The organism is Pseudomonas typographi (assembly GCF_014694385.1).
Classification (GTDB): Bacteria; Pseudomonadota; Gammaproteobacteria; order Pseudomonadales; family Pseudomonadaceae; genus Aquipseudomonas; species Aquipseudomonas typographi.
In genome coordinates, this window is the sequence record NZ_JAAOCA010000046.1 from 20,749 (window position 1) to 34,419 (window position 13,671).

The window sequence follows — 13,671 nt, forward strand, 5'->3', positions numbered from 1 at the left end:
CGCTCGGCGAACGCGGCAAAGCCGGGCCGAGTGGCCTGGCTTGCCCCCGCTCATGCTCAGAACTGGTAGTTGGCCGCCAGATAGGTTTGCGCCGAACTGTTCAGTTGCAGCGAGCCTTGTTTGCTGCCACCGCTTTGGTCGAAATCGACCTTGGCGTTACTGCGTAGGTAGCGATAGCCCAGCTCGACCGACGTGTTCTGCGATACGTGCTGGAGAATACCGGCCTGGGCGCCGACCGCATAGCCGGTGGCGCTGTCGTGGCGGTAGCCGGCGGATTTTTGGGTAAGTTCGGTCAGGCCCAAGGTGCCGCCGCCAAACAATTTTGTGCTATTGCCCAGCGGGTAGAACAGGTCGTAGCTGCCCAGCAGGTTCTGCTGGCGCAATTTCAGCCCCTGGTGGCTGCCGGCGGTGTATTCGTAGGTGGCGTAGTAGCGGCCCTGGTCGTTCTGCTGGCCGGCCCGAACGCCCCAGTTGCCCTCGTGCTTGATCACCCCATCGGTGTGGGGGTCGCCGAGGTTGGCATTGAGCGGGCGGGACTTATCGAATTTGTCGCGGGTTTCGCCATAGGTAAGGCCGGCGAAGTCCGTCGTAGCCGCCATCGCTTGGGTGGTAGCACCCACGAAAGCGGTAGCCAGCAGCAAGCTCTGTAGCGTTTTCATGTCGCGCTCCTTATCGGGCCGGGCCCGTGGTTTGAACGCATGCAGGTTATGGCCGGGGCGCTGAACGCTGGCTGAACTCTCGCTGAACCTGGGCTGAATAGGATAAAAGCGCGGCCAGGCAGCCACTGTCGCTAGCCCGATGGCGTTACCGGATGCCGCTGCTCAAGCGGATTGAAATGCCAGGTTCAACCGTTCCAGGCCCTCATCGATCTGCGCCAGCCCGGGCGCGGCGAACGACAGCCGCAGGCTGGCGGGGTCGGGGTTATCGCCAAAGAACGCCGTACCGGGCACGAACAGCACGTTGCGCGCCACCGCCCGCTGGAACAGGTCGCTGGCCAGCACGCCGTGGCGGCAACGGCCCCACACGAACATCCCCCCTTGCGGCGGCGCCACCTCAAGCTGCCCAGCCAGGCCCGCGAGGCCGGCGAGCATGCGTTCGGCCTTGGCCCGGTAACCGGCCACCAAGGTAGGCAGGTGCTGCTCCAGGGCACCGGCCGCCAGGTATTCAGCGGCGATGCGCTGAGCCCACGGTGAGGTGCACAGGTCTACCGTTTGCTTAGCGATGGTGCAGCGCTGGCGCACCGGCAGCGGGGCGACCATCCAGCCCACCCGCAAGCCCGGCGCCACCACCTTCGATAAGCTCGACAGGTGGATGACCCGCCCCTGGGCACCGGGCACTTGGCTTTGCAGCGCCAACAACGATGGCAGCGGCTCGCCGGCAAAGCGCAAGGCGCCGTAGGGGTCGTCTTCAACAATGAGAAAATCATGCTCGGCTGCCAGCGCCAGCAGGGCCAAGCGTCGCTGCAGCGGCAGGCAAGCCCCGGTGGGGTTGGCAAAGCTCGGCACGCAATAGAGCAAACGAAAGCGCCCACGGGGCTCAGCCGCCAGTTGCACGGCCAAGGCGCCGGTGTCGAGCCCCTCGGCATCGGTGGCCACCCCGGCCAATGGGCAGCCGGCCAGGCGCAGCGCTTGCAAGGTGGCCGGGTACGTGGGCCGCTCCACCAGTACGCGGTCGCCGGGGCTGAGCAATACCTTGATCAGTAAGTCCAGGCCCTGCTGGGAGCCAGTGGTGACCATCAGTTCCTCAAGCGCCACCTGGCACCCTCGGCGCGCCATCAAGGCCTGCAACTGCTCACGCAACATCGGCAGGCCCTCGGTGGCGGAGTACTGCAAGCAGTCGACCGGCGCGGTGCCCAAGGCCCTCTGCGCCGCCGTGGCCAGGCCGGGCTGGTCGAACAGCGCCGGCGGCGGATAACCGCCGGCAAAGGAGATCATCCCCGGCCTCGACAGGTATGGGAACAACTCGCGGATCGCGGAGCCGGCAGGCGCCTCGAAGGCGGGGGTAAAGCGGTAGCGGGGCGGCTCGGCCATGGCGGTCGCTCGTTAAGGCTGCGGCGGCAGTATCGAAGTGTGCCGGGGGCACCGCAAGCGAACAATACTCCACACATCATGCCGTGGCGGCATGACCTTCGCCCTGCAGCCAGGTATGCAACGCCGCCACCGCCCGCGGCCGGCTGGAATGCTCGTTCACGGCCAGGTAGTAGCCGCGGCGGGTGGCGTAACGCTGCGGCAAGGCTTCGACCAAGCGCCCGTCGACGAGCAGGTCGGCGAGCATATGCGGGCTGCCCAGGGCGATACCGCGGCCATCGACCGTGGCCTGGATCTGCTGGGCATGGTTGTTGAAGGCCAGGCGCGCCGGCGGCAGCACGCCACGCACGTTCATCTGGTCGAACCAGGCGCCCCAGTCGGCTACCGCCCAGTTGAAGCCGCGCCAGTGCTCGCGGTCCAGGTTGAGCAGCCGCTCCCCGAGTAACTGCTGCGGCTCGCTGAGGGTACGACCTTGCAGGTACCCGGGGCTGCACAGCGGTACGAGCACTTCGTCCATCAGGTGGCTCATGCGCACGCCATGGCGCTGCCCTTCGTTGCCGCAGGTGATGGCCATGTCGACGTTCTCGGCGCGCAGGTCCACTTCGCGATCCAAGGCGAACAGGCGCAAGGCCACCTGCGGGTGCTGCTGCTGGAACGCATCCAGGCGCGGCATCAACCAGTAGGTGGCCATGCATACGGTGGCGGCGATGGTCACCGCACCACTGGCATCGCTGCGGATCTCGGTGCTGGCCTGGGCGATGCGCTCCAAGCTCTCGTCCACCGCCTCGAACAGGCGCTGGCCAGCCGTGGTAAGCGCCACGCTACGGTGGTTGCGGATGAACAACGGGTTGCCCAGGTGCCCTTCGAGCAGGCGCACCTGCCGGCTGACCGCCGCTTGGGTGATGCACATCTCTTGTGCGGCCAGGGTAAAGCTTTGCAAGCGCGCGGCGGCTTCGAACACCACCAACGCGGTCAATGGCGGCAAGCGCCGGCGTAGCCTTTCCATAACTTTTCCTTACCCGAACCGGCAGTTTTAATCGGTTGAGCCCGGCGCTGGGCTCTGGTCAGATCACCCTATAACAAGATCCCTGCCTCCGACTGCCTAGCAAATGCCATGCACAACGAACAGGAGACACCTATGCCCGCCCCTTCGCTGTATAGACCAAAAGCTTATGCCTGGCTGGCAAGCCTGGCCCTCACCGCCAGCAGCCTGCTGGCTCACGCCGCCGAATCGGCCCCTGTGCGCATTGGCTGGGTGAATTGGTCCGATACCGAGATCACCGCCAAGCTTGCGCAAACCGCCCTGCAGGATCACCTCAAGCAACCGGTGCAGATGATCCAGGCCGATATCGGCATCCAGTTCCAAGCCCTGGCCAACGGCAACATCGACCTGATCCCAATGGTGTGGTTGCCCAATACCCACAAAGCGTTCTGGGACAAGTACCAAAGCAAGCTCGAAGACCTCGGTGTGCTCTATGAGGGTCGCATCGGCTGGGCAGTGCCCGATATCGTGCCGGAAAGCGAGGTGGCCAGCCTCGAAGACCTCAACAAGCCCGAAGTGAAAGAGAAACTCGGCGGGCGCATCCTCACCTCCGAGGCGGGCAACGACCAATACAAGCTGTCACTCAAGGCCATCGATGCCTACCAGCTCAAGGGCTACAAATTGGTGGCCTCTTCGGAAACCGGCATGCTCACCGAGATGGAGCGCAACCTCAGCCGCGGCCAGTGGTCGGTGATCAACGCCTGGAACCCGCACTGGATGTTCTCCAAATGGAAACTGCGCTATCTCAAAGAGCCGAAGCAGATCTTCGGGGGCGCAGAGCAGATCCACGCCGTGGCCCGCAAAGGCTTCAGCCAGCAATACCCACAGGTGGCCTACTTTTTCGCCCATTACTCGCTGCCCCTGGCCGACCTGGAGCAACTGATGCTCAAGGCCAAGCAGAGCAGCAGCGATGCGGTGGTGGCCGAATACTACGCCGCCAACCAACCGCGCTTCGCTGCCATGTTCGCCGCGGCGGCACAAGCCGCCAGCGCCGCCCAGCCCTGATGTGCCGCCGGCTTATCGATGAGGACGCCCCATGGCCAGCACTAACGACCCGCTGCTACAACCCTTTACCCTCAAGCACCTGCACCTGCGCAACCGGGTGGTGAGCACCTCCCATGAGCCAGCCTATTCCGAAGGTGGCATGCCACGGGCGCGTTACCGCCTTTACCACGAAGAAAAAGCCAAGGGCGGCGTGGCGTTGACGATGATCGGCGGCTCGTCGATCGTCGCCGCCGACAGCCCACCGGCGTTCGGCAACCTGCACCTGTACAAAGACGAGGTGGTGCCGTGGCTGCGCGAGTTGGCCGATGGCGTGCACCAACACGGCAGCGCGGTGATGTGCCAGTTGTCACACCTGGGCTGGCGCGCCAGCAACTTCAGCGACGACTGGTTGCCGCTGATGTGGCCGCAACGGGGCCGGGAGCATGCCCACCGCAGCTTCACCAAGCAGATGGAAGACTGGGACATCACGCGCATCGTGCGCCAGTACGCCGAAGCCGCGCAGCGCTGCCAGGCCGCTGGCCTGGACGGCGTGGAAATCGAGGCCTATGGGCATTTGTTCGACGCTTTCTGGAGCCCCGGGAACCGGCGCGAAGACGGTTATGGCGGCGACCTCGAAGGGCGCGTGCGGTTCCCGTTGCAGGTACTGGCGGCCATGCGCAAGGCGGTGGGGCCTGGCTTTATCATCGGCGTACGGATGGCCGTGGATGAAGCCATGCCCGGCGGCCTTAGCGAACAAGAAGGTTTGACCATCGCCCGTACCCTGGCCGATCACGGCATGGATTTCATCAGCGTGATCAAGGGCCGCATCGACAGCGGCGAAGCCCTGGCGCGGGTGATACCCGGCATGGGCACCCCAGCGGGGCCCCATTTGGAGCTTGCCGGCGCGGTGCGGCGGACGGTCCCCGTGCCAGTGATGCATGCCGCGCGCATCAGCGACGTGGCCACTGCGCGCCATGCCCTGCGCGAAGGGTTGGTGGACCTGGTGGGCCTGACCCGCCCGCACATGGCAGACCCGTACCTGCTGGCCAAGGTCGCCGCCGGCCAAGAGCAACGCATCCGCCCTTGCGTAGGCGCCAGTTACTGCATCGACCGCATTTACATCTCCGGCGAAGCGCATTGCATCCATAACCCGGCCACCGGCCGCGAAGCGCGTATCCCCCAACTGACCCCGCCCAGCCCCGCGCCGGGCAAGCACGTGGTGGTGGTGGGCGCTGGCCCCGCGGGGCTGGAGGCCGCCCGCGTGTGCGCCGAGCGCGGGCACCGGGTTAGCGTGCTGGAAGCAGCCAGCCACGCCGGTGGCCAGGTACGGGTGGCCGCCGCGCCGCTCCGGCGCCGTGAGTTGATCGGCGTAGTCGACTGGCGCCTGGCCGAGTGCGAACGGCTGGAGGTCAGCTTTCGCTACCACTGCTATGCCGAAGCCAACGACGTGCTGGCACTGGCCCCCGACGTGGTGATCATCGCCACCGGCGGCATCCCCGATTGTGAATTCCTCGAAGAAGGCAACGCGTTGGTGCACAGTAGTTGGGACGTGCTCACCGGCGACTTCACGCCACAGGGCAGCGTGTTGGTGTTCGACGGCAACGGCGGCCACCAGGCCATGAGCTGCGCCGAGACCCTGGCGCAGATGCCAGGCGTGAGCGTCCAACTGGTCACGGGCGAAACCTCGCTCGGGCCCGATGTGGGGGGCCTGAACATGCCGGCGTACCTGAAGGTATTCGTCGCCCATGGGGTGCAGCAAACCTTTTCGCAGCGCCTGGTGGGCGTGCGCGCTGCCGGCAGCCAGAAGCTGGCACGGCTGTGGTGCGAGGCCACCGGCGAGCACTATGAGCGGCGGGTCGACCATGTGGTGGTAGAACACGGGACGCTGCCCATGGACGAACTGTATTTTGCCCTCAAGGGCCTGTCGCGTAATCGCGGCGAGCTGGACCATGAGGCGTTCATCGGCATCCGCGAACAGCAGGTGAACACTCAGCCAGAGGCGCGTTTTCAGCTGTTCCGCATCGGCGATGCGGTGGCCAGCCGCGACATCCATGCCGCGATCTATGACGGGCTAAGGCTGTCGCTGGCGATCTGAAACCTGCCGGGGGCTGTGCTACCATGCCGGCCCGCCCGTGTTTCCCTGCCAGGGCGGCAGAAATAAGGACCGCACCGCCGCGATGAGCAGCATTCGCGAACGCAACTGCGCACTGATCCTGCGCGCCGCCAGTGAAGAATTCGCCGACAAGGGTTTCGCCGCCGCCAAGACCCAAGACATCGCCGAACGCGCCGGGCTGCCCAAGCCCAACGTGTATTACTACTTCAAGTCCAAGGAAAACCTCTACCGCGAAGTGCTGGCCAGCATCGTCGAGCCCATTCTGGCCGCGTCCCAACCCTTCGACCCGGCCGGCGACCCGTGCGACGTGCTTAGCCGCTACGTAAGGGCCAAGGTACGCATCTCCCGCGACCTGCCGTTCGCCTCGAAAGTGTTCGCCAGCGAGATCATGCACGGCGCCCCGCACCTCGCGCCGGACCTGGTCGAGCGCCTCGACCGCCAGGCCCAGCACAACATCGCCTGCCTGCGTGGCTGGATCGCCCAAGGCCGGATGGCGGCGATCGACCCGCAGCACCTGATGTTCACCCTGTGGGCCGCGACCCAGACTTACGCCGACTTCGACTGGCAGATCAGCACCGTGACTGGCAAGCCGAAACTCGATGATGAAGACTACGACGCGGCAGTGAACACGATTCTGACCTTGGTGTTGAAAGGTTGCGGCCTGTAACGAGCGGCGAACCGTGGGGCCTGTGCGCGGGGCATTGTATTTTCTTTGACACATTGGCAAGCGCTGGCTATACCGTCGCTTCCAGTCCTTAGCAGGCAGGGTAGCTTTCATGGATAGCCGCAACACCTTGGGTGTGGGTTATAACCTGATCAACGACCCCAGTGCCGTGAGCGCGCGCCTCGCCGGCGCCGCCAGCCAGCGCTTCACCACGGCCCCCGGCGAGGCCAGCCCGTGACTGGTGCGCAAAGGGCTGAGTTGGGTCGGGCCATTGAGCGCGGCCGGTGCGCAGCTCCCAGTGGACTACACAGCGCAAACCGAAGCGATTTCAATGCCCAGGCCGCCAGCGTGAAGCTGTCGGTACCGTACTAATCTCTTACCCTTACCACTGGCCAGGCGCGTGACACCCACATGCAGCTAACGCATGCGATTTATACCCTGAATGCATTGGCCACATCGCTGTGCTGCGGTTTTTAATCCCGTGCACCTTTATCCCTCTGATGTGCGAAGAAGCTCACGGTGTCAGCCCTGCAACCGCTCAACCTCGTTTCCGCCGCGCCGCGACTACGCTGGCCGGCCTTCGGCCGCAGCGCCTTACCGTGGATCGTGCCGCTGTGCGTGCTGGCGCTGTGGTGGGTGGCCAGCCATCGGCACTGGATGAGCCCACAGATCTTGCCGACCCCCGAATTGGTCTGGAGCAGCCTGCTGGAACTGGCCGCCGGCGAGCTATGGAGCAACCTCTGGATCAGCCTGCAGCGCCTGCTGCGCGGCCTGCTGGCCGGCATCGCCGCCGGCGCCTTGCTCGGCGCATGGCTGGGGGCCAGCCGGCGCGCCGAGCGTATGGTCCTGCCGACCCTCAGCGCCCTGGCGCAGATCCCGACCCTGGCGTGGATTCCGCTGTTCATGGTCTGCTTCGGCATCGGCGAAGCGCTGAAGATGGCCGTGCTTATCAAGGCGGTGGTAATGCCGGTGCTGATGCACACCCTGGTCGGCGTACGCGACGCCCAACCGCGCCTGCGCGAAGCCGCCACGGTGCTGCGCCTGCCCTTTGGCCTGCGCCTGCGCCGGCTCATCCTACCCGCCGCCTTACCCTCGTTCATGGCCGGCGTGCGCCTGGCGCTGTCGGCCGGCTGGGCCTCGCTGCTGGCGGTAGAGCTGCTGGCCTCCAGCGAGGGCCTGGGCTACCTGATGGTCTGGGCGCGCCAGCTGTTCATGCTCGATATTGTCTTCGTCTGCATCGTACTGATCGGCTTGCTGGGCGTGGCCCTGGACCGCGGCATCGGCTGGCTCGACCGGCGCCTGGTGTTCTGGCCTCACACCAGCCTCGGCCAGTTGCAATTGCAGCGCCCCAACACCTTCGGCGAACGGGCCCTGGCCTGGGTGCTGCCGGTGTTATTGCTGGCCCTATGGCAGCTGGCCAGCGCTGAACACTGGGTCGACCCCAACCTGTTGGCGCCCCCCGCCAAGGTGGTCGCCAGCGCCCTGGCCGGGTTCGCCGACGGCAGCCTGATCCAAGCCATGCGCATGAGCCTGCAACGCACCCTCGGCGGCCTGCTCATAGGTGGCAGCCTGGGCTTGCTGGGCGGGCTGATGCTCGGCCTGTCGCCGCGGGCCGAGCGCCTGTTCGGCCCCAGCTTCAGCGCCCTGCGCCAGATCGCGATTTTCGCCTGGGTACCGCTGATCACCGCGTGGTGCGGCCTGGGCGAAGGCGCGAAATGGGCCTTCGTGGCCATGGCCGCATTCTTTCCGCTGTTGGTGGCCACCCAGCGTGCCGTGGCCCAAGCCCCGGCGCAACTGACCGAGGCTTCACAAGTGCTGCACCTGGGCCTGCTGCAGCGCCTGCGTTGGCTGACCCTGCCCGCCGCCGCCCCCGGCATCTTCGCCGGCCTGCGCTTGGCCTTGATCTACGCTTGGCTGGGGACCATCGGTGCCGAATACTTCATGCCCTCCGACGGCGGCATCGGCAGCCTGATGATCGGCGCCGAACAACTCATGCAAACGGACCGTATCCTCACCGGCATGGTGCTGATCGGCCTTGCCGGCGCGGTACTCAACTACCTCGGCCAAACCCTCGAACGCCGCGCCACGCGCTGGAGACATGCATGACGCTCCCCCTCTCGCCCCTGCTGCATTTCAGCCACGTCAACAAGCGCTTCACCGTCGACGGCCAGCCCATCGAAGCCATTCACGACTTCAACCTCGACGTCGCTCCCGGCGAATTCGTCGCCATCGTCGGTTCCAGCGGCTGTGGCAAATCCACCTTGCTGCGCTTGCTGATCGGCCTGGATCGCGAATTCCAAGGTGCCATCGAACTCGACGGTGTCGCCGTGGATGGCAACGCCAGTGACTGCGCCATCGTGTTTCAGGAGCACCGCCTATTCCCCTGGTTGACCGTGACCCAAAATATCGCCTTGGGGCTGGCCACCCAGCCGCTGGAAAAGGCCGAGCGGGATCGGCGCATTGCCGGGTTCATCGAATTGGTGGGCCTGAGCGCGTTCAGCCAGGCGTATCCCCACCAGCTCTCCGGCGGCATGGCGCAACGCGTAGCGATTGCCCGTGGCCTGGTGGCGAGCCCGCGGGTATTGCTGCTGGATGAGCCCTTTGCGGCGCTCGATGCGCTCACCCGCCAGCAATTGCAGGACGAGTTGCTGACCTTGCGCGCCAAGGCGAGCATCACCGCACTGTTGGTGACCCACGATGTGGAAGAGGCCATCTACCTGGCCGACCGCGTGGTAGTCATGGCGCCACGGCCAGGGCGGATCAAGCGCGTAGTGGCGATCAACCTGCCCCATCCGCGGCACAGAGGCAGTTATGAGTTTCATCAACTGCGCGAAGAACTGCTGCATGAACTGACCCGCGAAGGGCCCTATGTCGCGCCGAGCCGGGAGCTGATCCGGGATGTGGAGGCTTTGTATATCGCGTGCTGAAGGTGGACTACCTTACCCGCCAGCCCGATGATCCCGGCCCCCACACCACAGCAGGGCCGGAATAACGAAGGCAGGGTACCTCAATGCGCAGGCCGCCCATATTGCACGGCCCCAGCGGGTGCGCGGCCGGCAAGCGGCCTCTACCCGGGCCGCGGCAGTGCCACCGCGGCAAAGCGTTCCTGCTGCCGGGGGTCAATCAGGTCCGCCGTTTCAACCTGCCAGTGCAGCACCTTTTCCATCAACGCTCGCTCCACTGCCGCGTACTGCGCCAGCCCAGCCAGGTTGTGCTGCTCATGGGGATCACTTGGGCGGTGAAACAGCTGGGCAGGCTCATACAACCGCCACACGTAAGTCCACTGCTGATCGCGCCGAGCGACGACCTTGCCGACACTGCGGGGTTGGTCATGCTGCAATTGGCTCTTGAGGTCGTAGGGATAGCCGCCGCGCTCCAACAGGTCGGATTCGGCCTCCCTGAAGCCGCCCTCACTGAAGACTGCGTCCCGGTGCTCAAGCAACGGATCCTGCAGGCAACCGACAAAACTACGCCCATAATGTGGATGGTCCGCCGCGACACCCGCGAGGTCGAGTAACGTCGGAAACACGTCGATCAACTCGATCAACGCGTCGCTTTGCGCGCCCTTGGCCAGGCCGGGCCCGGAGATGATCAGCGGCGTGCGCACCAGGCATTCCTCGACGCCCGCAGGCCACTTTTCCACCAGGCCATAGTCGCCCAGGTACTCGCCGTGATCGGAAAAAAACGCCGTGTAGGTCGTGCCGCCTAGAGGGTGCCGCTGCACGCTCGCCATCACCCGCCCCACCAGGCTATCCAAGTACGAGACCATGCCGAAATATACCGCTCGCAGCTCCTGCCAGTGCTGCGCTTGCAACCGATCCCAACCATGCAGCCGTGCCAATTCAGCATGAAACGCCGGCTGCGGACCGCTGCCGTGGCGCGGTAGCGCGATGGCGTCGCGCGGGTACAGCGAGAACCACGGCTGCTCGACGGCGAACGGCGGATGGGGCGAAACCAGCGGGATGTACAGCACCCAAGGCTCAGGGTGGGGCTTGGCCAGCCAGGCTTCGGCGGTGCGGATCACCGCCTCGTCGAAACCCACCTGCCCGGCCGGTTTCTCGCCCTCGTAATGAGCGCGCTCCAGGCTACCACCCGGCGCCGGCGCCCCAGGGCGCGGCCGGAAGAAATCGCGCAGGTCATTGAGCGCCGGGTCGGCAAAGCCATGCTCATGCACCGATCGCTCGGCCGCACCGGCGGCGAAGGTATCGCCGCGGGCGCCGGCATGCACCACGTGGTAGCCGTTGTCCCTGAAGGTACGGAGGAAATTAGGCTCGTCCTCGGTGAGCAGATACTGCAAGGTACGGTGCCCGCCGACATGGGGGTAGCGCCCCGACAGGAACGATACACGCGACGGTGAACACACACTGTGCTGGGTGAACGCCTGGCCGAAGCGTACGCCCTGGGCCGCGAGGCGATCCAGGTGCGGGGTACGCACCGGGGTTTGGTCGTTGAAACCGGGCAGGCAATCCACGCGCAGTTGGTCAGCGACGATCACCACAAAATTGGGTCGCTTGGCCATGGGGTCAAAAGTCCTTGCGCAGTTGCACGCCGAAGTAACGCTCGTCGTCACGAGGCACCGTGCGATTGACGGCGTTACTGCTGGTGGCGAGCATCGGGGCATAGGAGCGGTTGCCCAGATTCTTGCCCACCAACGCCACGCGCCAGCCCCGGTTGTAGTCGGCCAGGGCGACACTGGCGTTCCAGATGCCATAGGCTCCCTGGCGGGTATTGACGTTCTGGTCGAGGCTGTACTGCACCTCGCTTTGCCAGTTGTAGTCGGCGGCCAGTTCCACATCCAGGCCGTTGCTCAGTGGAATGCTGTAGTCGGCGCGGGCATAGGTTTTCCAGTCCGGGGCGAACGGCAGCGGCTTGCCGTTAATGTCGCAACCCGCGGCGGCCGCGGCCGGGCACTGGAAGTCGACGATGCGCGCGTGAGTGTAGGCCACTGCCCCCGAGAGCTTGAGTTGCGGGGTCGCCTGAAAGGCGTAGTCCAGCTCGGCGCCCTCGGTACGCACGGAGCCGGCGTTGATCAGGCGCGTGACCGGAGAGCCGGCCACCAGGTCGTAGAAATTGGCCTGGTAGTTGTCGTAGTCGGTGCGAAACAGTGCCAGGTTGGCGGTCAGGCGCTTGTTGAAGGCTGTGCTCTTGAGGCCGATCTCGTAGGCGTTGGAGGTTTCAGGATCGAGCGCCTGGGTGTCGGCCGAATACATCTGGAAGTACACGTTGTACGCCGGCCCCTTGTAGCCGCGCGAGTAGGTCACGTAGCCGGTCAGGTCTTCACTGAAATCATGCTGCACGCCGAAGCGGCCGGAATAGCCGTTGTCGCTGGTATCGCCCGAGGATGCGTACGAAGGCCGCATAGAGCGCAGGGTGGTGGGCGATGACGAGGTGCGCCAGTGGTCGTACTCTACTTCGTCGTGGGTGGCCCGTGCGCCAGCGATGAGGCGCCAGGTGTCGGTGAGGTTCAGGGTGCTTTCGCCGAACAGCGCGTAGCTGTCGTTGGTGGCGCTGAACTGGCCGTGAGCGTTGTTGGTGGTGCCGAGGTCGACCAACTGGCGGGAATACGCCTCTTTCGATTGGCCATGAAACAGGTACACGCCGGTTACGTATTCGAGAAGCTGGCCGGTGGGCGACGCCAGGCGCACCTCCTGACTGTACTGATCGTAATTGACACGGCCGGTGTCGTGCAGGGCGTCGTCGGGCAGCCCGGCGAGGCCGTCCTGGTCCTGATATTGATGGTTGTCCCAGCCGCGCCAGGCAGTGATCGAGGTCAGCGTATAGGCCCCCAGCGACCAATCGACCTGCGCCGAGAGGCCTTTGTGGGTGTCTTCGGCGTAGGTCTTGAAGTCGTTATCGACCCGGCGGTTGTGATCGCTCAGGCGGCCCGGAAAATTGTTGGCGAAATAGGCCGTGCTGGCGCTTTCGGCGACCCCGCTGGGGGCGGTGTTGGTGCCGTCGGCGTAGTCGCCGATCAAGGTTACCTTGAGGTCGTCGTTGGGGGTGAACTGCAGTTTGCCGCGCACGCCCTTGGTGTTGTAGCCGTTGACGCGATGGTGGTTGTAGTCGTTGGTGACGTTACCGTCATAATCGCCCCATAGCGTACTGATCGAGCCTTTGAGGGTGTCGGTAAGCTTGCCGCCGATGCCGAAGCGCGTGCGGTTCTCATTGCCCTTGCCGTAGTGCGAGTACTCGGCATAGCCGTGGGTTTCGTCGCTGATATCGCGGCTGACGACGTTGAGCACACCGGCCGAGGCGTTGCGCCCGAACAGCGTCCCCTGGGGGCCGCGCAGCACCTCGATGCGCTCGACGTCGAGCAGGTCCAGCGTCGCCTGCCCAGGGCGGCCATAGACCACCCCGTCGATGACCGTCGCCACACTCGGCTCCACGCCCGGCGAAGTAGATATGGTGCCCACCCCCCGCACGAACAGCGACGAGTCCTTGGCCGAGGCCGCGGGGCGGTAGTTGAGCGTCGGCACCTCCTGGACAATGCTGGAGATGTTGTTGCGGTTCTCCCGTTCCAGTTGCTCGCCATCGACCACCGAGACCGCCACCGGTACCTTTTGCAGCGAAGCTTCGCGGCGGGTGGCAGTCACGGTTACGGCTTTGAGCGCGGTGTCCGGTTGTGCGCTCTCGTCGGCATGCGCGAGGGGTGTGGTGCAGACCAACGGGAACAGGCTCAAGGCAGTGGCAGGAAACAGGCGGCGGTACGGTGATGGGTTCATGTTCAAGCTCTAGGGTCGGATCAATCTAGCCGTCCTGGTGGTGGTGGCGGAGCAAGGCGAGCAGACACCGAAGTGAGGGCATTAGGTTATGTGTTTTTGATCTTTGGGCGGGTTTGGGG

At 65.2% G+C, this 13,671-nt stretch carries 11 protein-coding genes; 6 read left to right on the top strand and 5 right to left on the bottom strand.

The window, feature by feature from the left end:
* Nucleotides 1-56 precede the first annotated feature (56 nt).
* From HAQ05_RS24955 to HAQ05_RS24965, 3 genes are all read right to left on the bottom strand, one after another.
* The gene (locus HAQ05_RS24955; protein WP_190426099.1) at nucleotides 57-659 is read right to left on the bottom strand and encodes a hypothetical protein; all 603 of its coding nucleotides are present in this window, start codon (nucleotides 657-659) and stop codon (nucleotides 57-59) included.
* 162 nt (nucleotides 660-821) lie between these two features.
* A complete protein-coding gene (locus HAQ05_RS24960) occupies nucleotides 822-2,030 on the bottom strand; it encodes an aminotransferase-like domain-containing protein (RefSeq protein ID WP_190426102.1) in 1,209 nt (402 codons plus the stop codon).
* A 76-nt stretch (nucleotides 2,031-2,106) separates the two neighbouring features.
* Complete coding sequence (locus tag HAQ05_RS24965) at nucleotides 2,107-3,033, bottom strand: LysR substrate-binding domain-containing protein (protein WP_190426105.1); 927 nt, start codon at nucleotides 3,031-3,033, stop codon at nucleotides 2,107-2,109.
* A gap of 132 nt (nucleotides 3,034-3,165) precedes the next feature.
* Here HAQ05_RS24965 and HAQ05_RS24970 point away from each other — a divergent pair, with 132 nt between their 5' ends.
* From HAQ05_RS24970 to HAQ05_RS24990, 6 genes are all read left to right on the top strand, one after another.
* On the top strand, nucleotides 3,166-4,074 hold the full coding sequence (locus HAQ05_RS24970) for a glycine betaine ABC transporter substrate-binding protein (RefSeq protein ID WP_190426108.1): 909 nt from the start codon (nucleotides 3,166-3,168) through the stop codon (nucleotides 4,072-4,074).
* 31 nt (nucleotides 4,075-4,105) lie between these two features.
* Nucleotides 4,106-6,148, top strand: coding sequence for an oxidoreductase (locus HAQ05_RS24975; protein WP_190426111.1), 2,043 nt, complete (start codon nucleotides 4,106-4,108; stop codon nucleotides 6,146-6,148).
* Between the two features lie 82 nt (nucleotides 6,149-6,230).
* Nucleotides 6,231-6,833: a TetR/AcrR family transcriptional regulator gene (locus HAQ05_RS24980; RefSeq protein WP_190426114.1), complete on the top strand. Its 603-nt coding sequence runs from the start codon at nucleotides 6,231-6,233 to the stop codon at nucleotides 6,831-6,833.
* Nucleotides 6,834-6,942: 109 nt separating this feature from the next.
* Nucleotides 6,943-7,068 carry a hypothetical protein gene (locus tag HAQ05_RS29115; protein WP_274601967.1) on the top strand — a complete coding sequence of 42 codons (126 nt, stop codon included), beginning with the start codon at nucleotides 6,943-6,945 and terminating at the stop codon, nucleotides 7,066-7,068.
* A gap of 281 nt (nucleotides 7,069-7,349) precedes the next feature.
* On the top strand, nucleotides 7,350-8,936 hold the full coding sequence (locus tag HAQ05_RS24985) for an ABC transporter permease subunit (protein WP_190426116.1): 1,587 nt from the start codon (nucleotides 7,350-7,352) through the stop codon (nucleotides 8,934-8,936).
* Nucleotides 8,933-9,757, top strand: a complete 825-nt coding sequence (locus HAQ05_RS24990) for an ABC transporter ATP-binding protein (protein WP_190426119.1) — start codon at nucleotides 8,933-8,935, stop codon at nucleotides 9,755-9,757. The genes HAQ05_RS24985 and HAQ05_RS24990 overlap by 4 nt, the downstream gene beginning before the upstream one ends.
* A 140-nt stretch (nucleotides 9,758-9,897) precedes the next feature.
* Here the strand turns inward: HAQ05_RS24990 and HAQ05_RS24995 are convergent, their stop codons facing one another.
* Nucleotides 9,898-11,349, bottom strand: a complete 1,452-nt coding sequence (locus tag HAQ05_RS24995; RefSeq protein ID WP_190426122.1) for a sulfatase family protein — start codon at nucleotides 11,347-11,349, stop codon at nucleotides 9,898-9,900.
* Between the two features lie 4 nt (nucleotides 11,350-11,353).
* Nucleotides 11,354-13,552, bottom strand: a complete 2,199-nt coding sequence (locus HAQ05_RS25000) for a TonB-dependent receptor (protein WP_190426125.1) — start codon at nucleotides 13,550-13,552, stop codon at nucleotides 11,354-11,356.
* Nucleotides 13,553-13,671 lie beyond the last annotated feature (119 nt).

Excerpts from the sequence above, each read along its gene's own strand:
- HAQ05_RS24955 (WP_190426099.1), bottom strand. The coding sequence starts at position 659 with ATGAAAACGCTACAGAGCTTGCTGCTGGCTACCGCTTTCGTGGGTGCT.
- HAQ05_RS24960 (WP_190426102.1), bottom strand. The coding sequence starts at position 2,030 with ATGGCCGAGCCGCCCCGCTACCGCTTTACCCCCGCCTTCGAGGCGCCT.
- HAQ05_RS29115 (WP_274601967.1), top strand. The coding sequence starts at position 6,943 with ATGGATAGCCGCAACACCTTGGGTGTGGGTTATAACCTGATCAACGAC.
- HAQ05_RS24990 (WP_190426119.1), top strand. The coding sequence starts at position 8,933 with ATGACGCTCCCCCTCTCGCCCCTGCTGCATTTCAGCCACGTCAACAAG.
- HAQ05_RS24965 (WP_190426105.1), bottom strand. The coding sequence starts at position 3,033 with ATGGAAAGGCTACGCCGGCGCTTGCCGCCATTGACCGCGTTGGTGGTG.
- HAQ05_RS24980 (WP_190426114.1), top strand. The coding sequence starts at position 6,231 with ATGAGCAGCATTCGCGAACGCAACTGCGCACTGATCCTGCGCGCCGCC.
- HAQ05_RS24995 (WP_190426122.1), bottom strand. The coding sequence starts at position 11,349 with ATGGCCAAGCGACCCAATTTTGTGGTGATCGTCGCTGACCAACTGCGC.
- HAQ05_RS24975 (WP_190426111.1), top strand. The coding sequence starts at position 4,106 with ATGGCCAGCACTAACGACCCGCTGCTACAACCCTTTACCCTCAAGCAC.
- HAQ05_RS24970 (WP_190426108.1), top strand. The coding sequence starts at position 3,166 with ATGCCCGCCCCTTCGCTGTATAGACCAAAAGCTTATGCCTGGCTGGCA.
- HAQ05_RS25000 (WP_190426125.1), bottom strand. The coding sequence starts at position 13,552 with ATGAACCCATCACCGTACCGCCGCCTGTTTCCTGCCACTGCCTTGAGC.